General features: G+C 67.4%; 21 protein-coding genes and 2 riboswitches. Of the genes, 8 read left to right on the top strand and 13 right to left on the bottom strand.

Going from position 1 to position 21,759, the window contains the following annotated elements; genetic code table 11:
* Window positions 1-25: 25 nt before the first annotated feature.
* The 3 genes from G6N38_RS07895 to glnX are packed head-to-tail and all read right to left on the bottom strand — an operon-like array spanning window position 26 to window position 4,565.
* Window positions 26-2,278: a serine/threonine-protein kinase PknG gene (locus G6N38_RS07895; protein WP_163751868.1), complete on the bottom strand. Its 2,253-nt coding sequence runs from the start codon at window positions 2,276-2,278 to the stop codon at window positions 26-28.
* Window positions 2,278-3,249, bottom strand: coding sequence for a glutamate ABC transporter substrate-binding protein (locus G6N38_RS07890; RefSeq protein WP_163747017.1), 972 nt, complete (start codon window positions 3,247-3,249; stop codon window positions 2,278-2,280). Before G6N38_RS07890 ends, G6N38_RS07895 begins: the two co-directional genes overlap by 1 nt.
* A complete protein-coding gene (gene glnX, locus G6N38_RS07885; RefSeq protein WP_163747016.1) occupies window positions 3,246-4,565 on the bottom strand; it encodes a protein kinase G-activating protein GlnX in 1,320 nt (439 codons plus the stop codon). Before glnX ends, G6N38_RS07890 begins: the two co-directional genes overlap by 4 nt.
* 151 nt (window positions 4,566-4,716) lie before the next feature.
* Here glnX and G6N38_RS07880 point away from each other — a divergent pair, with 151 nt between their 5' ends.
* Window positions 4,717-5,298 (top strand): NUDIX hydrolase, encoded by a 582-nt coding sequence (locus tag G6N38_RS07880; RefSeq protein ID WP_170314157.1) that lies wholly within the window; start codon window positions 4,717-4,719, stop codon window positions 5,296-5,298.
* Here G6N38_RS07880 and thiE read toward each other — a convergent pair.
* Window positions 5,295-5,996: a thiamine phosphate synthase gene (gene thiE / locus G6N38_RS07875; protein ID WP_163747015.1), complete on the bottom strand. Its 702-nt coding sequence runs from the start codon at window positions 5,994-5,996 to the stop codon at window positions 5,295-5,297. The two genes, G6N38_RS07880 and thiE, sit on opposite strands and share 4 nt — an antisense overlap.
* Before the next feature lie 24 nt (window positions 5,997-6,020).
* A riboswitch (TPP riboswitch) is annotated at window positions 6,021-6,131 on the top strand.
* Between thiE and thiO the strand changes: the two genes are divergently transcribed.
* The 4 genes from thiO to G6N38_RS07855 all read left to right on the top strand — a co-directional run bounded on the left by thiO (window position 6,126) and on the right by G6N38_RS07855 (window position 8,923).
* Window positions 6,126-7,208 (top strand): glycine oxidase ThiO, encoded by a 1,083-nt coding sequence (gene thiO / locus G6N38_RS07870; protein WP_163747014.1) that lies wholly within the window; start codon window positions 6,126-6,128, stop codon window positions 7,206-7,208. (Overlaps the previous riboswitch by 6 nt.)
* The gene (thiS, locus tag G6N38_RS07865; protein ID WP_163747013.1) at window positions 7,205-7,402 is read left to right on the top strand and encodes a sulfur carrier protein ThiS; all 198 of its coding nucleotides are present in this window, start codon (window positions 7,205-7,207) and stop codon (window positions 7,400-7,402) included. The genes thiO and thiS overlap by 4 nt, the downstream gene beginning before the upstream one ends.
* Window positions 7,395-8,153 (top strand): thiazole synthase, encoded by a 759-nt coding sequence (gene thiG, locus G6N38_RS07860; protein WP_163747012.1) that lies wholly within the window; start codon window positions 7,395-7,397, stop codon window positions 8,151-8,153. Before thiS ends, thiG begins: the two co-directional genes overlap by 8 nt.
* Complete coding sequence (locus G6N38_RS07855; RefSeq protein WP_163747011.1) at window positions 8,153-8,923, top strand: SGNH/GDSL hydrolase family protein; 771 nt, start codon at window positions 8,153-8,155, stop codon at window positions 8,921-8,923. Before thiG ends, G6N38_RS07855 begins: the two co-directional genes overlap by 1 nt.
* Here the strand turns inward: G6N38_RS07855 and G6N38_RS07850 are convergent.
* Window positions 8,914-9,609: a TIGR03943 family putative permease subunit gene (locus G6N38_RS07850; protein ID WP_163747010.1), complete on the bottom strand. Its 696-nt coding sequence runs from the start codon at window positions 9,607-9,609 to the stop codon at window positions 8,914-8,916. The genes G6N38_RS07855 and G6N38_RS07850 overlap by 10 nt on opposite strands.
* Window positions 9,606-10,583, bottom strand: a complete 978-nt coding sequence (locus G6N38_RS07845) for a permease (protein ID WP_163747009.1) — start codon at window positions 10,581-10,583, stop codon at window positions 9,606-9,608. Before G6N38_RS07845 ends, G6N38_RS07850 begins: the two co-directional genes overlap by 4 nt.
* 57 nt (window positions 10,584-10,640) lie before the next feature.
* Here G6N38_RS07845 and G6N38_RS07840 point away from each other — a divergent pair, with 57 nt between their 5' ends.
* Window positions 10,641-12,131 carry a M28 family metallopeptidase gene (locus tag G6N38_RS07840; RefSeq protein ID WP_163747008.1) on the top strand — a complete coding sequence of 497 codons (1,491 nt, stop codon included), beginning with the start codon at window positions 10,641-10,643 and terminating at the stop codon, window positions 12,129-12,131.
* Between the two features lie 30 nt (window positions 12,132-12,161).
* Here G6N38_RS07840 and G6N38_RS07835 read toward each other — a convergent pair whose 3' ends face one another.
* Both G6N38_RS07835 and G6N38_RS07830 read right to left on the bottom strand, forming a co-directional pair.
* The gene (locus tag G6N38_RS07835) at window positions 12,162-13,409 is read right to left on the bottom strand and encodes a uracil-xanthine permease family protein (RefSeq protein ID WP_407662952.1); all 1,248 of its coding nucleotides are present in this window, start codon (window positions 13,407-13,409) and stop codon (window positions 12,162-12,164) included.
* Between the two features lie 146 nt (window positions 13,410-13,555).
* On the bottom strand, window positions 13,556-14,740 hold the full coding sequence (locus G6N38_RS07830; RefSeq protein ID WP_246227972.1) for an APC family permease: 1,185 nt from the start codon (window positions 14,738-14,740) through the stop codon (window positions 13,556-13,558).
* Window positions 14,741-15,042: 302 nt separating this feature from the next.
* Here G6N38_RS07830 and G6N38_RS07825 point away from each other — a divergent pair, with 302 nt between their 5' ends.
* Entirely contained in the window at window positions 15,043-15,789 is a 747-nt protein-coding gene (locus G6N38_RS07825) for a helix-turn-helix transcriptional regulator (RefSeq protein ID WP_246227771.1), read from the top strand.
* Window positions 15,790-15,843: 54 nt separating this feature from the next.
* Entirely contained in the window at window positions 15,844-16,746 is a 903-nt protein-coding gene (locus G6N38_RS07820; RefSeq protein ID WP_163747005.1) for a sterol desaturase family protein, read from the top strand.
* Here the strand turns inward: G6N38_RS07820 and G6N38_RS07815 are convergent.
* The 5 genes from G6N38_RS07815 to thiC all read right to left on the bottom strand — a co-directional run bounded on the left by G6N38_RS07815 (window position 16,724) and on the right by thiC (window position 21,626).
* Entirely contained in the window at window positions 16,724-16,984 is a 261-nt protein-coding gene (locus G6N38_RS07815; protein ID WP_163747004.1) for a DoxX-related protein, read from the bottom strand. The two genes, G6N38_RS07820 and G6N38_RS07815, sit on opposite strands and share 23 nt — an antisense overlap.
* Before the next feature lie 17 nt (window positions 16,985-17,001).
* Complete coding sequence (locus G6N38_RS07810) at window positions 17,002-18,480, bottom strand: flavin-containing monooxygenase (RefSeq protein ID WP_163747003.1); 1,479 nt, start codon at window positions 18,478-18,480, stop codon at window positions 17,002-17,004.
* Between the two features lie 64 nt (window positions 18,481-18,544).
* A complete protein-coding gene (locus tag G6N38_RS07805) occupies window positions 18,545-19,186 on the bottom strand; it encodes an alpha/beta hydrolase family protein (protein WP_163747002.1) in 642 nt (213 codons plus the stop codon).
* On the bottom strand, window positions 19,183-20,046 hold the full coding sequence (thiD, locus tag G6N38_RS07800; RefSeq protein WP_163747001.1) for a bifunctional hydroxymethylpyrimidine kinase/phosphomethylpyrimidine kinase: 864 nt from the start codon (window positions 20,044-20,046) through the stop codon (window positions 19,183-19,185). The genes G6N38_RS07805 and thiD overlap by 4 nt, the downstream gene beginning before the upstream one ends.
* Window positions 20,043-21,626 (bottom strand): phosphomethylpyrimidine synthase ThiC, encoded by a 1,584-nt coding sequence (thiC, locus tag G6N38_RS07795; RefSeq protein WP_163747000.1) that lies wholly within the window; start codon window positions 21,624-21,626, stop codon window positions 20,043-20,045. Before thiC ends, thiD begins: the two co-directional genes overlap by 4 nt.
* Window positions 21,616-21,724, bottom strand: a riboswitch (TPP riboswitch). (Overlaps the previous gene by 11 nt.)
* Window positions 21,725-21,759: the final 35 nt, after the last annotated feature.

Here is a 21,759-nt window from a genome sequence, read left to right as displayed (position 1 = left end):
TTCCTCGCTCTGCATCGGCGTCGCGCTAGAACGTGCTGGTGGGCCGAACATTGTTGGCCATATCGACCAACGCATATCGGTGTGCCTGGCTGGTGGCCACTCGGGCCAGGCTGCGCAGCGATGCCTCGACGCCCAGGCGCAGGCCGTGTTCGGTGAACGGGAAGCCGAGAATGTGATTGGTGCTCGCGGTGTTCTCGCACATCCAGTCCATCGCCGTGCCCAGCACGAGTGCGCGGATCTGCAGCACCCGCGGCTCGGAATCGGGCAGCGCCTCCACCCGGTGCGCGGCGTCGCGGATCTGCTCCTCGGTCAGCTCGTGCGCCGACCGCCCGGACAATAGCGTCACCGCGCTGGTCAACCGCGCGGTGGTGAAATGCCGTGACGCGGCCGGAACTTCGTCGAGCGTATTGACCGCGGCTTCGCGGTTGCCCTCCACCGACTGTGCACGGGCCAGGCCGAACGCGGCTGAAATCGAGTTGTTGTCGGTGTGCCACACCGTTCGATAGAACGGCAGTTCGTCGGACGTTGCGGCCAGCTCGGCGGTGGCCGCCAACGCCAGTTTGGGCGCCAGCTCGCCCGGGAAGATGTCCAGCACCTCGGTGAAATGTTTTGTGGCCGAATCGTAGTCGCCGGTCAGCACCTCGGAGACCGCCTTGAACCAGATCAGTCGCCAGCGCCAGCCCACCCGCTCGGACAGCTCGTCGAGCTTGCGATTGGCCTTGGCGACGTCGCCGAGGTCGAGCAGTGCGCGCACCTCCATCAGCGGCAGCTCGACGGATTCCGTTAGATCGACGCCCTCGGAGTCCAGGCCGCCGTGCCGGGCCGCGCGCAGCGAGTCCAGCGTCTGCACGGGTTGCGACAGCACTGTCGCCGAGAGGACCGTCGCCGCGATATCGGTGGGATCCACCAGTGGAACCGGCAGCGCAGTAACGATTTCGGTAGCGGTGAGCTTCTCGGCGTGGGCCAGCCCGTCCAGGTACACGTCGGTGTGCGCCACCAACAGTTCCACTCCGAACGCTGCGCGAGTACGGGTGAACACGTTCGACAAACCGGGGCGGGGCACACCGGTATCCTCAGCGACCACCTCGCGCAGCACACCCAGCAGCTGCGAGGACATCTCCTCGGCGCTGGCGAACCGGCGGCGTGGGTCGGGGTCGATGGCCCGGCGCAGCAGCCGCGCGAACGAGTCGTACTTCTTGAGCACCGGATCGTCGTCGGGCAGGCCATCGACATAGCGGCCCTTACGGGTTCGCAGCTCCACCGTCAACGCGGCCAGGGTGCGCCCCACCGTGTAGATGTCACTGGCGACGGTCGGGCCGGTGCGCACAATCTCCGGTGCCTGATAGCCCGGCGTGCCATAGAGATAGCCGAACGAATTGATCCGCGACACCGCACCGAGGTCGATCAGCTTCAGCTGTTCCTCGGTCACCATCACGTTCTCGGGCTTGAGGTCGTTGTAGCACAAGCCGATCGAATGCAGATAGCCCAGCGCGGGAAGGATCTCCAGCACATAGGCAATCGCCTCCGACACCGGAAGCTTCTCGCCTTTCGGTGCCTTGAGCGACTTGCCGCCGACGTACTCCATCACGATGTAGCCGACCGGCTCACCGTGGGAGTCGGGATGCTCGACGAAGTTGAAGATCTTCACGATCGACGGATGAACCACCTCGGCGAGGAACTGCCGCTCGGCCATCGCTATGGCCTGCGCCTCCGCGTCCCCGGAATGCACCAGGCCCTTGAGCACCACCGGACGTTCGTTGACATTGTGGTCGACGGCCAGGTACACCCAGCCCAGACCGCCGTGCGCGACACAGCCCTTGATCTCGTACTGGTCGGCGACCATGTCGCCAGGAACCAGTTGCGGGACAAACGAATACGCGCTGCCGCAATGCGGGCACCAGCCCTCCGATGCGGCCTCGCCGTCCTTGGTTGAGCGGCCCACCGGGCGTCCACAGTTCCAGCAGAACCGTTTCGACTCGGCGACAACGGGATTGACCATCAACGCGGTCAGCGGGTCTATCTCCGGAAAGCGCGGAATCTCTACCAGTCCGCCGCCCAGTCGACGGGTTGGGGAGAGCTTGCGGGCCACCGTCGCTTGGTGCATGGCCTCAGGCTCGGTACGCAGGCCGCCGGCCGTGTCCTCGTCGTCGTCGAAATTCGGCCGGAAGATCGCCTGGGTGGCCATCGGCCGCATCGTCGACATCGAATCGACGACGAGGTCGTCGAGCGTCGCCGGCTGGGTTCCGACGTCGACGTCTGGCTGATCCGGGACGTCCATCAGTCGACATACCTCGGCGTCGGCGGAGCCGGTGCCGGCCCCAGCACCGTCAACCACTTGCGGTACAACGTATTCCACGTGCCATCGCGACGAATGCGTTCCAGCGTGCCGTTGACGAACCGCACCAGGCCGGTATTGGTCAGGTTGATGCCGATCCCGTACGGCTCCTGGGCCATGTTCGGTCCGATGATGTGCAAGTAGGGATCCTGAGCCACCAGACCCGCCAGGATCGAATCGTCGGTACTGATCGCGTCGACCTCGCGTTGCTGCAACGCGACCAGGCAGTCCGCCCAGCTCACCACCGTCACGATGATCGGCGGTGGGGCGATCTGGCGCACCCGGTCCAGTGACGTGGTGCCGCTGGCGACACACACCCGGCGCCCGGACAGGTCGGAGGCCTGCGAGATGGCCGACTCCCGCGGGGCCAGAATGCGTTGATAGGCAGTGAAATACGTGGTGGAGAAGTTGACCAGCTTGCGGCGTTCGCAGGTGACCGTCATGGTCTTGACCACGATGTCGACGGTGTTGTTCTGCAGGGCGGTGATCCGATCGGCTGACGACAGGATGCGGTACTCCACGGCAGATGGGGTACCGAAGATGTCACGCGCCACCTCGCCGGCGATGTCGACGTCGAAACCGGTGATCTCTCCGGTGATGGGATCCCGGAACGAGAACAGGTTGCTCCCGACGTCGAGCCCGACGATCAGCCGGCCACGGGCTCGAATGCCTGCCACCGCCGCATCAGCCTCTTCTTTGGTGGGGAAGGGCCTGAGACTCGCGGTGCGGTCGCAGTCGTTCTCGGTCGGATCCGGCGGTTGCGGTGGTTCGGGCGCGAGTTCCTGCATGCCGGCCGGGGTGGGCGGCGCCAGTGTCGGTACCGGCGGCGCGCCGATGTACTCCGTTTTGCCGCAGCCGGACAGTGTGATCGCCGCGGCGATCACGATGCAGAGGAGCCGGCGAGTTCTCGTCATCTGTACTCGCTCAGCCTGGGCCACAAACCCAGCGCCACCGCCAACGCCGCGCCGACCGAAAGCACCACGCCGCCGACGGTCGTGCCCGACAGCACGCGGCGGGCAGACAGGATGTCGTTGCGCAGCTGGTTGCGGCTCTCCCGGATACCGATGGACAGCGCCGCGTCGAGCTTGTCGAACGCCGGCGTCGAGTCGTCCTCGCCGGTGCCGAGGGCCACCTGGGTGGCCGCCTGGTAGTTGCCCACCGAGATGTAGGCGTTGATCCGCTCGTCGGCTTGCCGCCACGTCGTCAGCAGTTGGTCGGCGTTGGCGAGGTCGTCCTTGGCGATGGCGTCGTTTCGGGCCAGGTAGTCGGCGAGCTGAGTGTGCATGGCTTCAACGCGTTGGTAGTAGGACCGCTTACGGACGTCTTCGTCGCCCCGCCGGATCAGCGACAGCGTCTCGTCGGCGCGTGCCTGTTGGGCGGTGATCGCCAGGTTAGTCACCGTTTTGAGCGACTCGGCCGCGGTGTTCTTGGCAGCCCGGCTACCTGCAGTGGAGATGATCAGCGCCGAACCCACCCAGATGATCATCACCACGATAGCCAGGCCGCCGGCGATCAGGCCGACGTTGACCCGGCGTCTGGTTCGATCGGCCAGCCACCGGTGCCCGAACACCCCGAACAACAGGGTCGCGGCCACCACGATGAGCACCGGCGCCGGGATCCGGGTGGAGGCCGTGGTCTCGGTGTCGACCCGCGTCGAGGTCTCCTCGTAGAGCCGCTGCGCGTCGGGCAGGATCTGCTGCTGCATCAGCGCCGAGGCCTCCGACAGGTACGACGAACCGACCGGGTTGCCCATCCGGTTGTTGGTCCGCGCCGTCTCGATCAGACCGGTGTAGACGGCCAGCTGCGCATTGATCCGACCCAGCAGCTGAATCATGGGCTCGTCGGTGAGCCCACTGGCCGCCCGGGTGACCGCGACCGCCGCATCGGTGATCGCCTGCTCGTAGCGCTGTCGCACGGCGCGCGGCTCCGAGCCGGCGATGAACGCGGTCGCTGCGGCGGCGTCGGCCACCGACAGCGTGGTGTAGAGCTGCCCGGCCGCGAAGGACAGCGGCTCGGTGTGGTTGAGGACGGTGGTCAGCTGGGTCTGCCGATTGGTGATCGTTGTGGAGGTGGCAAACGCACTGAGGATCCCCAGAGTGGCCAGGATCAGGCCAAGGGTCAGGATCCGCCCGGGGGTGGTACGCAGGAACCACCACCGGGGGTGAGCGGGCAGGGTCGGCGTCCGTTGCCCCAACGGCTCGGTCGACGGGTGCGCCAGCTCGACGGTCACCTTTCGCGGACCTCATTCCCTGTTGCCCGGATTCGCTGCTGCCCTTGCCGGGATACCCCGCGCATTTCCTGAGACAATCCTAAGAGGTCCTGTGACGGATGGGGTGGGATCGAACGACCTACTCTCGGCGTGGCGTGCTTATCCTGAACGCGTGCGTGGGGATGGCGACGGCTGGGTGGTATCCGATACCGGCACGCACTACTGGGGACGGCACGGTGCCGCCGGACTGTTGTTGCGAGCCCCCCGCCCCGACGGTACCCCGGCGGTGCTGCTTCAGCATCGCGCGCCGTGGAGCCATCAGGGCGGTACCTGGGCGCTGCCCGGCGGCGCCCGCGACAGCCACGAAACCCCCGAGCAGGCCGCCGTTCGCGAAGCCCACGAGGAAGCCGGGCTGCTCGCCGAGCACGTGCAGGTCCGCGCGACGGTGGTCACGGCCGAGGTCCTCGGCACCGGCGGAACCCACTGGAGTTACACCACCGTCGTCGCCGACGCTCCCGCATTGTTGACCACCGTCGCGAACCGGGAGAGTTCCGAGCTGCGCTGGGTGGCCGAGGCCGAGGTCGTGGAGTTGCCGCTGCACCCCGGCTTCGCCGCCAGTTGGGAACGGCTGCGCATCACCGCCATGCTGAGCTCGGACGATCACGAGGAATGCCAGCAACCTGTGCCGCACACCGTCGAGATCCAGTCCGGTGTCTTCGCGTGGTGCACGTCGGCGCCCGCTGAGGTCGGCTAGCTGGACCGCTGGGTGGGAGCGCATCGACCAGGGGATTGGTCGAGCGCGGCACGCAACCGGGCGGCAGCGGCCTTGGGGTCGTCGGCCGCGGTGATCGCCCGCACCACCACAATTCGGCTCGCCCCGGCGTCCAGCACCTCGGGCAGGCGCGCCTCGTCGATCCCGCCGATCGCGAACCACGGCTTGTCCGGTCCCGTCGCCGCCACCTCGCGCACCAGGCCCAGACCGGGTGCGGCCCGACCCGGCTTCGTCGGCGTCGGCCAGCACGGGCCGACACAGAAGTAGTCGACGTCCTCGGTCAACGCGCGGGCGGCCTCACCGATCGCGTGCGTGGACCGGCCGATCACGGTGTCTGGGCCGACGATGTCGCGGGCCACCGCCAACGGCAGGTCGTCCTGGCCCAGATGCAGCACGTCGGCGCCGGCGGCGCGGGCGATGTCGGCGCGGTCGTTGACCGCCAGCAGTGCGCCGTGCCGGTGGGCCGCGTCGGCCAGAATCTCCAGCGCCGCCAGCTCGCCGCGTGCCTCCAACGGCCCGAACTGGTGCTCGCCGGGGGAGCCCTTGTCGCGCAGCTGGATGAGGTCGACGCCGCCGGCCAGCGCCGCGTCGGCGAACTCGGCCAGATCACCGCGTTCACGGCGGGCATCGGTGCAGAGGTACAGCCGTGCGGTCGCCAGCCTGATCTGAGGTTCGTGCACACCGCGACCGTAGCGGCTAGCGTGGACGGTTGGCACGGGAGCCCCGGGAGCGGGGCTGAGAGTGGAGCAACCTCCTCCAGACCGTCACCACCTGATCCGGGTCATGCCGGCGAAGGAAGCGAAAGGGATATGTCACAGGAATCTCTGGCCGTCATCGGTGGCGGCGTCATCGGTCTCGCCGTGGCCCGTCGCGCGGCGTTGGACGGGTTGTCGGTGCGGGTACACAGGACCCCTGCCGGCGGGCAGGAGCGAAGCGACTCGGGGAAGAATCCCGGCGGGCAGGAGCGAAGCGACTCGGGGAAGATTCCCGGGCCGGGGGCGTCGTGGGTGGCCGGCGGGATGCTGGCCCCACACAGCGAGGGCTGGCCAGGCGAGGAGAAGCTGCTGGCGTTGGGGCTGGAGTCGCTGCGGCTGTGGCATGACGGTTTCCTCGACGGCCTGCCCGACGATGTGGTGACTGCACGTGAGTCGCTGGTCGTCGGGGTCGATCGCGCCGACGCGCAGGACCTGCGCACTGTCGCGGACTGGCTGTCGGCTCAGGGGCATCCGGTCACCGTGACGACTACCGCAAGAGACATCGAACCGCTTCTGGCCCAAGGAATTCGGCACGGTTTCATCGCTGCCGACGAGCTGGCAGTGGACAACCGCAAGCTGGTGACCGCCTTGGCGGCGCACTGCGAGCAGCTCGGGGTTCGGTGGGCGGGGCCGGTGGAGCGGCTCGATGACGCCCGCGACGGCGCGGATACCGTGGTGGTCGCCAACGGGATCGATGCTCCCGCGCTGTGGCCCGGCCTGCAGGTCCGTCCGGTCAAGGGTGAGGTGCTGCGGCTGCGCTGGCGACGCGGCTGTATGCCGGTGCCGCAGCGGGTGATTCGGGCCAGGGTGCACGGCCGATCGGTGTATCTGGTGCCCCGGGCTGACGGCATCGTGATCGGTGCTACGCAGTACGAACACGGCCGTGACACCGCGCCTGCGGTGGCCGGTGTGCGTGAGCTGCTCGACGACGCCTGCGAGGTGATGCCCGCACTCGGCGAGTACGAACTGGCCGAATGTGCGGCGGGGTTGCGGCCGATGACCCCGGACAACATGCCGATCGTCGGACGGCTGGACGAGTGCACACTGGTGGCCACCGGACATGGCCGATCGGGATTTCTGTTGGCGCCGTGGACTGCTGAACGGATCGCCGCCGAGTTGATGGGAGCACGGACGTGAAGGTGATGGTCAACGACGAGGAGCGTGAAGTTGACGACGGCACCACGGTGTGGCGACTTCTGGAAACCCTCGGCTTCCCCGAACGAGGTATCGCGGTTGCCGTCGATTGGACGGTGCTGCCTCGCTCGCAATGGAATTCGACGGTGTCCGAGGGCGCCCGAGTCGAAGTGGTGACGGCGGTGCAAGGTGGCTGAGCAACTGACGATCGCCGGCCGCACGTTCGGTTCGCGGCTGATCCTGGGCACCGGTGGCGCACCGAACCTGACGGTGCTGGAAGAAGCGTTGGTGGCCTCGGGCACCGAGATGACCACCGTGGCCATGCGTCGGGTCGACGCCGATGGCGGTACCGGGGTGCTGGATCTGCTGGCTCGGCTGGATATCACCCCGCTGCCCAACACCGCGGGGTGTCGCGGTGCGGCGGAGGCCGTGCTGACCGCGCAGCTGGCGCGGGAGGCGCTAGCCACCGACTGGGTCAAGCTCGAGGTCATCGCCGATGAGCGGACCCTGCTGCCCGATGCGGTCGAATTGGTGCGCGCGGCAGAGCAATTGGTCGACGACGGGTTCGTGGTGCTGCCCTACACCAACGACGACCCGGTGCTGGCCCGCCGGCTCGAGGACATCGGCTGCGCAGCGGTGATGCCGCTGGGTTCGCCGATTGGCACCGGGCTGGGGATTTCCAATCCGCACAATATCGAGATGATTGTCGGGGCAGCCGGTGTGCCGGTGATCCTGGACGCTGGCATCGGCACCGCCAGTGACGCCGCGCTGGCCATGGAATTGGGATGTGACGCGGTCCTTTTGGCGAGTGCGGTGACCCGCGCCGCCGATCCGCCTGCGATGGCCGCCGCCATGGCCGCCGCCGTCACTGCCGGTCTGCTGGCGCGGCACGCCGGGCGCATCCCCAAGAGGTTCTGGGCGCAGGCGTCGAGCCCGAGCCTGGCCTGATGACCAGCCGCTATGTGGCCCTGGGTAGTTCGATGGCCGCAGGGCCGGGGATCACGCCCAGGGCAGCGGGTTCACCGTTGGCTGCTGGCCGCTCAGCCCGCAACTATCCACACCTGGCGGCCGAACGCCTGGGCCTCGACCTGGTTGACGTCACCTACTCCGGCGCCACCACCGCCAACGTGCTGCGTGAACGCCAGCGCGGGGCGTCACCGCAGATCGATGTGCTGAACGGCACGGAGGAACTGGTCACCGTCACCATCGGCGGCAACGACGTCGGCTACGTCCCGCTGCTGTTCGCCGCGACGCTGCCATCGATACTGAGGGCCCTGCCCGTGCTCGGCGACCGGCTGCGCGAACTCCTGGACCCCGCCGCCCGCGAGGCGGCGCTGAATCAGATCGGTGCGGCACTGCGGGAAATCGGTCAGGTGCTGCGCGACCGGTCGCCACGAGCGCGAATCATGTTCGTGGACTACCTGACTCTGTTGCCGCCGTCAGGAACACCTGCCCCACCGCTGCCCGGTGACGTCGCCGATCTGGGGCGGCTCGTGGCGGACCGACTGGCGCAGCAGACGTCCGACGCTGCTGCGGCCACCGGCTGCGAGGTGGTCCACGCCGCCGAAGCGAGCCGCGACCACCACGCCTGGTCAGCCGACCCGTGGACGATCGGCGCCGGCTCGTTGCTGCCGTGGCGGCCGAAGCCGTTTCACCCCAACGCCGCCGGTATGCAGGCAGTCGCCGACCTGATCGTGACCAGGTTCGCTCAGCCGTAGGTATTGGCGGGCGGGTCGATGCGGGTGATGCTCGACACCTCAAGCGTCGGTATCGATTCGGTGCCCGAATAGGTCTGGCCCGCGGGCACAGTGCCCTCCACCCGAATCCAGGTGTTCTCCGGATACGCGGCCGCGCTCGACGCCGCCGGACCGGACAGATGGAGCCGGGCCAGCTGGGCGTCGGCCGCACAGCAGATGATGACGATCTTGGCCAGGTCGACTCGATCGCCGTCGCGCATGGTGAACCCGGTCGTGGTGATCTGTCTGCCGTCCAGGCCACCCACCTTGCCGACCGCGACGCGCATCAGCACCTCGGGCAGCGACACCGCGGGCGCCGCCCCGGCCGCTAGCGGTGGAAACGACCGGGCGCCGGTCACCGTCGCCGGCGCGGCAGCCCTGGCACTCAAGGCCGGTGGCACCACAAAGATCAACAACACCACCGGCAGCACCAACAGCCAGACGATGCCGTTGCGGTGAACATGTCCGGTGTGGTCGTGGTTCGCACCGCCGCTGCGGATATCCCGGGTGATTGCGACCAGCGCCAGCCCGATGACCACCGCCGACGAGATCGCCAGCCACGGCAGCATCGCCGGTTTGACGTAGCGGGTGTAGGCCCCGGTGACGGTGACCATCACCAGGGCGATCCCGACGATCAGCAGCAGAGTGTTCTCGGTTTCGCGCCTCACAGCAGCACCAGACCCACCGCGGTCGCCAGGACGGTCGCAACCACCAGCGTGACCGGCGCGAAGCGCAGCGCGAAACTGCGCCCAAACAAACCCGCTTGCATGGCAACCAGTTTCACGTCGACGGCCGGACCGACCACCAGGAACACCAGCCGCGGTACCAGCGGCACCATGGTGAGGCTGGCCGCCACGAACGCGTCGGCTTCCGAGCACAGGGCCAGCACGAAGGCCAGCAGTGCCATGGTGACGACGCCGATCACCAGATGACCGGCCACATGCTCGAACATCCACGGCGGCACCACAACTCGCAGGGTGGCCGCCGCCGCGGCGCCGATCACCAGATACGAGCCGGCCTGTAAGAAGTCGTGCCGGGCCGCCTCGGTGAACACCGTCCAGTGGGACTGCTCGTCACCGCCGGGGCGGGGGAGCTTGCGGGTCACCCAGCCGGGCCGCCCCCACCGCGACCACAGCACCCCCATCACCACGGCGGTGGCCAGCGAGGCCAGGCAGCGGGCCGCCACCATCGCCGGTTGGCCGGGGAAGGCCACCGCGGTGGCCACCAGCACCACCGGATTGATCGCCGGCGCGCTCAGCATGAACGTCAGCGCCGCCGCGCCCGTCGTCCCGTCACCGAATAGCCGCCGGGCCACCGGAACCGACCCGCACTCACAGCCCGGCAGCGCCGCGCCGGCCACCCCGGCGGCCAGCACCGCCGCGGGCGCCCGCCGGGGCAGCATCCGGGCCAGCCGCTCGGGGGAGACGAACGCGGCAATCAGGCCACTGATCACCACACCGAGCACCAGAAACGGCACGGCCTGCAGAAATACCCCGGCGAACACCGTTCCGGCGGTGGCCAGCCGTGGATTCCCGGCCACGCCGTCGCGCATCCAGCTGCCTACCAGGGCACATCCCACCAGCGCCGCCACCAGGACCTCGGTTGAGGTCACCAGGCGGCGGCGCGGGGCGGTCACAGTCATCGAGCACATGGTGCCACCCGAACCTGCGCAAATGCGGAGACGTCTAATCTGGGCGCGATGACTACCAGACACCTGGCCGTGATGACGCTCGCGGTCGCCGTGGTCGCCGTGGCGGGCTGCAACCACCAGGCCAACTCCGTCCAGCAAGGCGCGGCGAATCCCGCCGCCCAGTTTGCCGACGGATTACGCAAGCAGGTCACCACCGACGCCATGTCCGCCCACCTGCAGAAGCTGCAGGACATCGCCAACGCCAACAACGGCACCAGGGCGGTCGGTACCCCAGGATTCGAGGCCAGCGTCGACTATGTGGCGGGCGTGCTGCGGGCAAAAGGGTTCGACGTGCAAACCCCCGAGTTCCAGGCCAAGGTTTTCCAGTCCGGTAGCCCTGAGTTACGGGTCGGCGGCGCCGGGGTGACGGCCCGAGCCATGGAGTTCAGCCTGCCCACCCCGCCGCAGGGGGTCAGCGGACCGCTCGTCGTCGCGCCGGCCGAGGACACCCCCGGGTGCGCCCCGGCCGACTACGACGGCCTGCCGGTCAAGGGAGCGGTGGTTCTCGTGGACCGGGGTAGCTGTCCGTTCAAGGACAAACAGGCCATCGCCGCCAAGCTGGGGGCCGTCGCGCTGGTCGTCGCCGACAATGTCGACGGCCAACAAATGGGTGCCACCCTCGGCGAGGACACCGACGTCAAACTCCCGGTGGTCGGGGTGACGAAGGCCGACGGGGCGGCGCTACGGGCCAATCCCGGTCCGGTGACGCTCAAGCTCGAAGCCAGCACCAAGAACGTCAGTGCGCGCAACGTCATTGCCCAGACCAAGACCGGCTCGGCCAGTGACGTCGTGATGGTCGGCGCCCACCTGGACAGCGTGCCCGAAGGGCCGGGCATCAACGACAACGGATCGGGTGTGGCCGCGGTGCTGGAGACCGCCGCACAACTCGGCCCCAACGGCGAGGTGAAAAACGCTGTCCGGTTTGCATTCTGGGGGGCTGAGGAACTCGGTACGATCGGGTCCACGAAATACATCGAATCGCTCAGTGTCGATCAGCTCAAGGACATTGCGCTGTACCTCAACTACGACATGATCGGCTCACCCAACCCCGGCTACTTCACCTATGACGGTGACCAGTCCACGGCGCCGGGACGCACCGGCCGGATACCGCGAGTGCCCGAAGGGTCGGCGGGTATTGAACGGACCTTGGTCGCGTATCTCAAATCGGCTGGAAAGACCGCCCAGGACACGTCATTCGACGGCCGGTCGGACTACGATGCCTTCACCCAGGCCGGGGTGCCCTCCGGTGGACTGTTCTCCGGAGCCGAGGAGAACAAGACCGTCGATCAGCAGAAGCTGTGGGGCGGGACCGCCGACGCGCCATTCGATCCGAACTACCACAAGAGCACCGACACCCTTGAGCACATCGACAAGACCGCGTTGGGCATTCTCGGCGGGGGAGTGGCTTTCTCGGTCGGTCTCTATGCCCAGGACATGGACGGCCGCAACGGTATTCCGCTGCGCGACGACCGCACCCGCCACCTCATCGTGGGGTCGTGACTCGGACTCGATGCCGTGATCGCGGGTCGGCTATGACCGCGCGCCCCGCAGTACCCCCAGCGCCCGCATGCCGTGATAGACGACGAGCGCCGCGATCGACCCCAGCGCGATACCGGTGAACGTGAGATCGCCGATGCTCCAGGTGAAGTCGGCGATCCCGATGATCAACGCGATCGCGGCGGTCATCTGGTTGATCGGCAAGCTGAAGTCGACATTGTTGGTCAGCCAGATCCGCACACCCAGCACGCCGACGAGCCCGTAGAGCACGATGGTGGCACCGCCGAGCACGCCGGGTGGGATCGCCGAGATCGTCGCTCCGACCTTGGGACACAACGCCAGAAGGATCGCCGTCGCACCGGCCACCCAGTACGCCGCGGTGGAGTAGACGCGGGTCGCGGCCATCACCCCGATGTTCTCGGCGTAGGTGGTGGTCGCTGACCCGCCGCCCAGACCCGCCAGCACCGTCGCGACACCGTCGGCGGCCAGCGCCCGGCCGGTCAGCGGATCGGTGTCGACTCCGGTCATCTGCCCCACCGACTTCACGTGCCCGATGTTCTCGGCGATGAGCGCGATCACCGCGGGCAGGAACAGTGGCAGCACCGACAGGTTCAGCGTCGGAGTCTGGAAGTGCGGCAGCCCGATCCAGCCGGCCGCGGCGATCCCCGAGGTGTCCACCTCGCCGAGCGCCAGCGCGAGCAGATAACCGGTGACCACCGCCAAGAAGATGGCCAGCCGCCCGACGATGCCGCGGAAGAACGCCAGCACCACCACCAGCAGCACCAGCGTGACGACGCCGACGACCGGGCCCTTTTCGAAATTCGTCTTGGCGGCCGGCGCCAGGTTGAAGCCGATCAGGGCGACGATCGCGCCGGTGACGACCGGGGGCAGCGCGATATCGATCCAGCGGGTGCCGGCCAGGTGCACGGCCACGCCGATGAGGATCAGCAGCACACCGACTGCGATCAGCCCGCCCAGCGCGCTGCCGGCGCCATGTGAGGCCACCGCTGCCGTCACCGGGGCGATCACCGAGAAGCTGGAGCCGAGGTAGCTCGGCAGTCGGTTGCCGGTGATCACCAAGAACAGCAGCGTGCCGATACCGGAGAACAACAGTGTGGTGGCGGGTGGAAAGCCGGTGAGTACGGGAACCAGGAAGGTGGCGCCGAACATCGCCACCACGTGTTGGGCCCCGATGCCCAACGTCCGCGACCAGCTCAGCCGTTCGTGCGGGGCGACGACGAACTTCTCGTCGGCGCGACTGTCAACTGGCGTCCAGCTCATCGGGATCACGGTCAGAAACTCAACCGCATCCAGGCGCCTCGCGCATGCTAGACGGATGAACTGGACGGCCGTCGCGCCCGGACTGGCCCAGTTCCGCGGCTACCGGCGCCGGCACATCTTCATGACCCTGCCCCCGCGGTCGAGGCTTATCGCAACCGACGGACCACGTAGATCAGAGCGCCAAGCGCGAGCACTCCCGCGCCGGACACCACCGCCTGCACGGGCAACGCGACCGCCAGTGCTACGCAGCCGGCCAGTCCGATGGCGGGGATAACCCGGCGGCGGGCAGGAGCGCAGCGACCCGGGGATCGATTGGGCTCGAGTGTCCAGGCCGAGGCGTTGGCGATCGCGTAGTAGACCAGCACCGCGAACGACGAAAAGCCGATCACGCCACGGACATCGGCCACTGCGGCCAGCGCGGCGACCACCGCGCCGACCGTCACCTCGGCGCGGTGCGGCACACCGAAGCGCGGATGCACTTTCGCCAGCCCGGTCGGCAGATGCTGATCCCGCGCCATCGCCAAGGTGGTCCGCGAGACCCCTAGAATCAGCGACAGCAGCGAGCCCAGTGCTGCCACCGCCGCGCCGATGCGTACCACCGGTTCGAAGCCGCCGGCCCCGGCGGCCCGCACCGCATCGGCCAATGGTGCTGCGGCCGCGGCCAATCGGTCCGGACCCAGCACCGCCAGCACGGTCACGGCCACGGCCGAATAGACGACGAGGGCGAGCCCGAGCGCGACGGGGATGGCCCGTGGGATGGTCGTGGCCGGGTCGCGCACCTCCTCGCCGAGTGTGGCGATGCGCGCATAGCCGGCGAACGCGAAGAACAGCAATCCGGCGGCCTGCAGCACCCCGAGGAAACTGCCACCGCCGAGCCTCAGATGGTCGGCGTCGACCCGGCCCGAGGTCGCCACGATCACCACCACGGCGGCCAGCACCGCGAGCACGACGGCGACGATGATCCGGGTCAGCAGCGCCGACTTCTGGATACCGCGGTAGTTGACGACGGTCAGCGCCAGCACCGCGGCGACCGCCACGGCGTGCGCGTAGGCGGGCCACACATAGAACCCGACCGTCAGCGCCATCGCCGCACACGATGCGGTCTTGCCGACCACGAAGCTCCAGCCCGCGAGGTAGCCATAGAAGTCGCCGAGCCGTTCCCGGCCGTAGATATAGGTGCCGCCCGATTGTGGGTAGCGGGCGGCCAGCCGCGCCGAGGACATCGCGTTGCAGTAGGCGACCGCTCCGGCAAGTGCCAGCGCGACCAGCAGCCACGATCCGGCCGCCGCGGCCGCGGGGGCCAACGTGACGAAGATCCCGGCCCCGACCATCGAACCGAGCCCGATGATCACGGCGTCGGTGGTGCCGAGGCGTCGCTGGAGGCTGTTCACCGGCGGGATAGTAGGCCTCGAACATGAAATGCGGACCGGCGTGCGTGTAGTTGCCCGCACTCACGCCGGTCCGGCACGGTCCCCCGACCCATATTTCGCGTGGCATCCTCACAACCAACGACTACGCGTCGCCGTGCGGAATCAATGTAAGCGAGAAATCTGACGTCATCGTAAAACTTGTCGGATTTGTGACCTTGCGGATGCACCACAATGAGTGCATGTGCGCGCAGCAATCTCACTCGATGCCCTGGTCAGGAGCACTGGCTGTCGATGATGGTGCCCTGTGCTATTTCGGATCACTGGCGTACGCGCGCGGGCACCACCATGTGGCTACCCAACTGATTCGGGCCTGGTCGGGTTCGTTCGAACTCACTGACGCGCAAGGTCGCCAATGGGTCGGCTCTGGGGCGGTCATACCGTCGGGCTGCAGCCACTCCATCCGTATCGTCGAACCGTGTTCTGGCTTCTTGTTGTTCGTGGATCCGCGAACGGTTGTCGGCAGGCAGCTCAGCACGATGGTCGACGTCACCGACGACGTCCGGACGTGGTTTGCGGCCGGCGAGGCGCTCGATGATTGGACCGAGACCGAATTGCCGGATCCGGCAACGCTTCTCGCCAAGCTGAAGGAGACGCATGCGGCCACACCGGAACTGGGGGAAGGCAATTGGCACCCGAGTGTGCGTGCGGCGGTGGAGCTGATATCGCAGCGGCTGCCCGAACCGGTGACGCTCGGGGACGTCGCCGTCGGCGTCGCGCTGTCACCAAGCCGGCTCAGCCGCCTCTTCCGTGATCACGTGGGGCAGTCGTTCCCCACCTATGTGCGGTGGGCGCGGCTGCGACTGGCGATCGACGCGCTGCGATCCGGTGCCTCACTGACCGACGCCGCCCATGCGGCGGGATTCACCGACAGTGCACACGCCAATCGGGTGTGCCACGAGATGTTCGGCCTGTCGCCCAGTCAGGCCAGCGGGCAGCTCGTCTGGGCTTGAAGACGATCGATCCATACAAGCAGCGCGGTGCCGTGGTGGGCCACGGTAGTTGCCATGACGATGCTTGTTCGATGGGGCTATGTGCCCTTCATGCTGATCGGAATCAATGGTGCTGCTGCCTACTTGGGTGCCGTCCACGCCAGCGAACTGTGGGCGGTGGCACTCATCATCACCGCCGTCGCGTGCTCTTTCGCCGCTGAGCGACTCTTGCCCTACCGTCGCGAGTGGAACTCTGGGCTCGAGGACGCGGGGCGGGACACGATCCACGCCGTCGTCAACGAAACGTTCATTCTGGCCAGCGTTGCCGTCATCCCGCTGTTGGCCGCGGTCATGCCGTTTCACTCGTGGTGGCCGGTGGGGTGGCCGTTCGTCGTGCAATTGTTGTTCGCGGTTCTGATCGCGGACTTCGGAATCACCACTGTCCATTTGGCCAGCCACCGGATCGGCTGGTTGTGGCGGCTGCATGCGGTGCACCACAGCATCCGGCGGTTCTATGGGCTCAACGGATTGATGAAGCATCCGGTGCATCAGACGATCGAGATGGCCGCCGGAGTGGTGCCCCTGATTCTGCTGGGGCTCCCGGTCCACGTCGCATCGGCGCTGTCGGTCTGTGTGGCTGTGCAGCTGCTGCTTCAACACGCCAACGTCGACTACCGCGTCGGGCCGCTACGATCCGTGCTCGCCCTCAACGAGGGGCACCGATTCCACCACCTGAAGTGGGCCGGCGTGGGTGATGTGAACTTCGGTCTGTTCACCTTGATCTGGGATCACCTCTACCGCACGTACGCCTACGACGCAGGACGCCGGTTCAGTACCGACGACCTTGGGATGGCGGCCAAACCGCACTATCCCGCGGCCTACCTGCAGCAGCTAGCTGAACCCTTCCGCGCCAGCGGGGCCTGCCAATTCGGCAAGGCCGATAGCGCGGCGCCGATCAGCGATTACGAGCGACGTTGACACCCAGATAGGCGCCGTAGGCCAGCAGCCCGGCCAGCGCCAGCTTGCGGGTCTTGGGGGCAACCAACGCCAACCCGATCGCGGTCTCGATGCCGCCGTCGATGTAGGTGTGCGCCACGGTGTTGTCCGGAAACGCCGACTTGGTAGCCGATTCGAACAGCTCGGGGCGCACAAAGTGCGACAGCCCGGTGACGGCCACGACCACCCCGGTCAACTTGATCAACGGCTCTGCAGACATCGACGTCCTCTCAGGGTTCAACTGATGCGGTAATCGGACACCGGGTAGGTCGAGGCCTCGCGTACCGCGTTGCGCGTGGACATCGGCCGCAGCAGAGTCGGTTCACCACTGGGATTGAAATAGTACGACCGCGCCGATGCGCAGTTTCCTTGGGTGAACAAAGTGTCCCCGAGTAACTCGGTCATCCGGTCCAGATAACGGGTGTTCGCTTCCTCGGTGACTTCGAATGTGGTTGCCCCACGGCGCTTCAGCTCACCGAAGATCCGGTCCATATGCCGCATCTGGTATTCCATCGAGTTGAAGAAGTTCAGCCCGAGGAAGGCGTAGGGGCTGGCGAGGCTCAGGAAGTTGGGGAAGTACGGCACCGCGACTCCCTGGTAGGCCTGGAATCGGGTGTCCCGCCACCACTTTCCGAGGTTGCGGCCGTCGCGGCCGATCACCTCGAAGGCCGGAAAGTTGGCCTCCCAGATGTCATAGCCGGTCGCCAGCACCAGGGTGTCGATGGCAGCCTTCGTGCCGTCGTTGGCGACGATGCCGTCCGCCTCGACGTGGTCGATGCCACTGGTCTGCAGGATGACGTTGGGCTTGGTGAACACGCGATAGTACTTGTTGGAAAACGTCGGCCGCTTGCAGCCGAAGTCGTAATCCGGGGTGAGCTTTTCGCGCAGCTCCTTGTCCCGAATGGTGGCGAATCGCCACATCTTGGCCAGGTCGGCGGCGGCGATGGTGACTCGCGGGATATAGCGCAGCACCCCGACGGAGATCATGAACTCGTACAGCCAGTCGGTGATCGAGCGGATAGCCCGCTGGGTTGCCGGCACTCGGGCAAAGAGCCGCTTGGCCCGGGCCGAGAACTTGATGTCGACCTTGGGCACCACGTAGATCGGGGTGCGCTGATACACGGTGAGTTCGGCGGCATCCTTGGCCAGCTCTGGGATGAGCTGGACGGCGGTGGCGCCGGTGCCGATGATGCCGATCTTCCGGTGCGCCGGCTGGTAATCGTCGTCCCAGTCGGCGGTGTGGATGATCTTGCCTTCGAAGGCGTGGATACCCGGGATCTCCGGGGTGAACGGCTGCGACAGGAACCCGGTCGCGGTGATCAGGTAGCGCGCGGCCAAGGTGTCGCCATCGGCCAGCGTGACGCGCCACAACGTGGCGTCCTCGTCCCAGCGGGCGCTCTCGACCGTCGTGTTGAACCGGATGTGGCGGCGCACGTCGTACTTGTCGGCGACATTGTCGGCGTACTGCTTGATCTCGGCTCCGGTGGAGAACAGCCGGTTCCAGTTCGGGTTCGGTTCGAAGAAGTAGGAGTACGTGGTGGTCGGAACGTCGACGGTCAGCCCGGGGTAGTGGTTGACGTACCAGGTGCCGCCCAAGTCGTCCTCGCGGTCCAGCACGACGAAATTGTCGAACCCCAGGCGTTTGAGCTGTATTGCCGCACCGATTCCTGCGAAACCTGCGCCGACGATGATCGCGTCGAGCTGCGTCGATGGCATGCAGCCAGAATACCGTATCTTACTCGCGAGTAAGGTAAAGCCCTTTGGCCCGAGTCTCCGGGACCTATGTCGCCGAAGGTGGGTCGCTCAGCGCTCGAAGGGCCGCATCGACCGCGAGCGCCGGGACATCGAGTGACGTGGACCCGAGATCGTGGCGCGCCCCGGTGATCTCGACGATCTCGACGGGCCCGGGGATTGCGCGGACTGCGTCGCGAACTTCCTCGATGCTGCCGAACGGGTCGGAGGTGCCGTGAGTGAACACGGTCGAGACGGTGATGGCGCCGAAGTGTTCGGTGCGCAGCCGGTCGGGCTTGCCGGGCGGATGCAGCGGATACGAGAACAGGGTCAGCAGGTCGACGAGCTCGGGGTGCTCGGCGGCGACCATCGAGGTCTGCCTGCCACCGTAGGAATGCCCGCCCGCGATCACCGGACCGTCGGCTAGCGTGCGGGCCAGCGTGAGCGCCTCGACGATGCCGTCACGGTCGCCGGCCGCCGATCCCGACGGTGGCCCCTTCGGCCGACGCCGCCGGTACGGCAGGTTGTAGCGCACCGCCAGCCAGCCGCGGGCCGCCCACTCATCGCAGATCCGGATCAGCAGCGGGGACTCCCGGCTGCCGCCGGCCCCGTGGGTCAGCATCACGACACCTGCCGGTGGGCCCGCCGGCCGGTGAGCGACGCCGGCGATGTCGTCGAGGCCGAGGCTCACGCGCGATCCGTCTCCGGTTTCTCGCCGAGCGATTGCAGCCGGAACAGCGCCGATACCGGGCCGTGGCCGGCGCCCAGCGGATAGGCCGCCCGCAGGCATTCGGTGACCCAGGCCTTGCCGAAGGCCACCGCTTCGGGCATCGAATACCCGTGGGCCAGTGCGCACGCGGTGGCCGCGGCCAACGTATCGCCGGCGCCGTGGTCGTGGCCGGTGTCCACCCGGGGCGCGTCGAACTCGTAGAACTCGGTGCCGTCGTAGAGCAGGTCGGGACTGTACGCCGAACCCCGCAGATGTCCGCCCTTCACCAGCGCCCACTGCGAGCCCAGGGCGTGTAGTGCCTTGGCGGCGTCGCGCTGGGTCTGCTCGTCGACCACCTCGATGCCGACCAGCAGCCGCACTTCGTCAAGGTTGGGTGTGACCAGGCTGGCCAGCGGAAACAGCTCGGTGCGCAGCGTATTCAGCGCCGAGGGATGCAGTAGTGGGTCGCCGTGCATCGAGGCGCACACGGGGTCGACGACGAACGGGGTGCCGGCCAGCCCGAGGTCGCGCCAGGTCCCCGCGACCGTCTCGATGATCTGCGATGAGGCCAGCATGCCGGTCTTGGCGGCCTGAACGCCGATATCACCGACCACCGCCTCGATCTGAGCGGCGATCACGTCCGTCGGGACCTCGTGAAAACCCTTGACGCCCAGCGAGTTCTGCACGGTGACGGCGGTGACGGCGACCAGCGAGTGCACCCCGAGCAATGCGAAGGTGCGCATGTCGGCCTGGATGCCTGCACCGCCGCCGGAGTCGGAGCCGGCGATGGTGAGGACTCGCACCGGGGGCTGGCCCGGCGGGGTCAGGGGCAGGAAATTCACGGCACTGAGTTTTCCAGAGGGATGTATACCCGGTTGCCGTGAGCGGCGAACTCCTCGGATTTGGCGGCCATCGCGTCGCGAATGTCCTGCGTGATGCGCATGGAGCAGAACTTCGGTCCGCACATCGAGCAGAAGTGTGCGGTCTTGGCGGGTTCGGCGGGCAGCGTCTCGTCGTGGAACTCGCGCGCGGTGTCGGGATCCAGCGACAGGGCGAACTGGTCGTGCCACCGGAAATCGAACCGGGCCCGAGACAGCGCGTCGTCGCGTTCCTGCGCACGCGGGTGGCCCTTGGCCAGGTCGGCGGCATGGGCGGCGATCTTGTAGGCGATCACGCCGTCCTTGACGTCCTTGCGGTTGGGCAGCCCGAGGTGCTCCTTAGGGGTGACGTAACACAACATCGCGGTGCCGGCCTGGGCGATGATCGCCGCTCCGATCGCCGACGTGATGTGGTCGTATCCGGGGGCGATATCGGTGGCCAGCGGCCCCAGCGTGTAGAACGGGGCCTCGTCGCACAGCTCTTCCTCGAGGCGGACGTTCTCGACGATCTTATGCATCGGCACATGGCCGGGTCCTTCGATCATCACTTGCACCCCAGCGGCTTTCGCGACTTTCGTCAGCTCGCCGAGGGTGGCCAGCTCGGCGAACTGGGCCGCGTCGTTGGCGTCGGCGATCGAGCCGGGCCGCAGCCCATCACCGAGTGAGAAGGTGACGTCGTAGCGGGCGAGGATAGTGCACAGCTCTTCGAAGTTGGTGTACAGAAACGACTCTCGGTGATGGGCCAGGCACCAGGCGGCCATGATGGAACCGCCGCGGCTGACGATCCCGGTCACCCGTTTGACCGTCAGGGGGATGTGGCGCATTAGGACGCCGGCGTGCACCGTCATATAGTCCACGCCCTGCTCACACTGCTCGATCACGGTGTCGCGGTAGATCTCCCAGCTCATCTGGGTCGGATCGCCCTTGACCTTTTCCAGTGCCTGATACATCGGCACGGTGCCGACCGGCACGGGCGAGTTGCGCAGAATCCACTCCCGCGTGGCGTGGATGTCGGCGCCGGTGGACAGGTCCATGATGGTGTCGGCTCCCCACCGGGTGGCCCACACCATCTTGTCGACCTCCTCGCCGATCGAGGAGGAGACGGCCGAATTGCCGATATTGGCATTAACTTTCACGGCGAAGGCCTTGCCGATGATCATCGGCTCGGCCTCCGGGTGGCGGTGATTGGCGGGGATCACGGCACGCCCGCGGGCCACCTCGTCGCGGACGAGCTCGGCGGGCACTGCCTCCCGGGCAGCGATGAAGGCCATCTCCGCGGTGATCTCGCCGGCCCTGGCCCGCTGTAGCTGGGTCCCGCGATCGGCGACCACCCCAGGCCGCGCAGGCAGCCCGGCGTGCAGGTCGATCACCGCATCGGTGTCGGTGTACGGACCTGAGGTGTCGTAGAGGTCGAGGTATTCGTCGCCTGCCAGGCCGACCCGGCGAAACGGCACCCGGGCACCGTTGTCGAGTTCGCGGTAGATCTTGGTGCTGCCGGTGATCGGGCCGGTGGTGACGGTGGGTTCGACAAACAGATCAGTCATGCTCACTCCCTACGCCGGCATTACCCGGACAGGTTCTACGGTCGACGGCCCTAGCCGCCCTCTCAGCGCACTGGGTGTGCGCTCCCGTGTGGTTGTTGTTCCATCGCCACAGTAACCCATCGCCACTCAGTGC

This window comes from Mycolicibacterium helvum (assembly GCF_010731895.1).
Taxonomy (GTDB): domain Bacteria; phylum Actinomycetota; class Actinomycetes; order Mycobacteriales; family Mycobacteriaceae; genus Mycobacterium; species Mycobacterium helvum.
The sequence above is the reverse complement of the archived record's forward strand: the minus strand, read 5'-3'. Positions and strand labels throughout refer to the sequence as shown.

What these genes read in the sequence shown, in the direction of transcription:
- G6N38_RS07810 (WP_163747003.1), bottom strand. Translation starts at nt 18,480, where the DNA reads ATGCCATCGACGCAGCTCGACGCGATCATCGTCGGCGCAGGTTTCGCA.
- G6N38_RS07820 (WP_163747005.1), top strand. Translation starts at nt 15,844, where the DNA reads ATGACGATGCTTGTTCGATGGGGCTATGTGCCCTTCATGCTGATCGGA.
- G6N38_RS07845 (WP_163747009.1), bottom strand. Translation starts at nt 10,583, where the DNA reads ATGACTGTGACCGCCCCGCGCCGCCGCCTGGTGACCTCAACCGAGGTC.
- thiO (WP_163747014.1), top strand. Translation starts at nt 6,126, where the DNA reads ATGTCACAGGAATCTCTGGCCGTCATCGGTGGCGGCGTCATCGGTCTC.
- G6N38_RS07815 (WP_163747004.1), bottom strand. Translation starts at nt 16,984, where the DNA reads ATGTCTGCAGAGCCGTTGATCAAGTTGACCGGGGTGGTCGTGGCCGTC.
- G6N38_RS07895 (WP_163751868.1), bottom strand. Translation starts at nt 2,278, where the DNA reads ATGGACGTCCCGGATCAGCCAGACGTCGACGTCGGAACCCAGCCGGCG.
- thiC (WP_163747000.1), bottom strand. Translation starts at nt 21,626, where the DNA reads ATGACTGATCTGTTTGTCGAACCCACCGTCACCACCGGCCCGATCACC.
- G6N38_RS07830 (WP_246227972.1), bottom strand. Translation starts at nt 14,740, where the DNA reads ATGGTCGGGGCCGGGATCTTCGTCACGTTGGCCCCCGCGGCCGCGGCG.
- G6N38_RS07855 (WP_163747011.1), top strand. Translation starts at nt 8,153, where the DNA reads ATGACCAGCCGCTATGTGGCCCTGGGTAGTTCGATGGCCGCAGGGCCG.
- G6N38_RS07835 (WP_407662952.1), bottom strand. Translation starts at nt 13,409, where the DNA reads ATGAGCTGGACGCCAGTTGACAGTCGCGCCGACGAGAAGTTCGTCGTC.
- G6N38_RS07840 (WP_163747008.1), top strand. Translation starts at nt 10,641, where the DNA reads ATGACTACCAGACACCTGGCCGTGATGACGCTCGCGGTCGCCGTGGTC.
- G6N38_RS07825 (WP_246227771.1), top strand. Translation starts at nt 15,043, where the DNA reads ATGCCCTGGTCAGGAGCACTGGCTGTCGATGATGGTGCCCTGTGCTAT.
- G6N38_RS07890 (WP_163747017.1), bottom strand. Translation starts at nt 3,249, where the DNA reads ATGACGAGAACTCGCCGGCTCCTCTGCATCGTGATCGCCGCGGCGATC.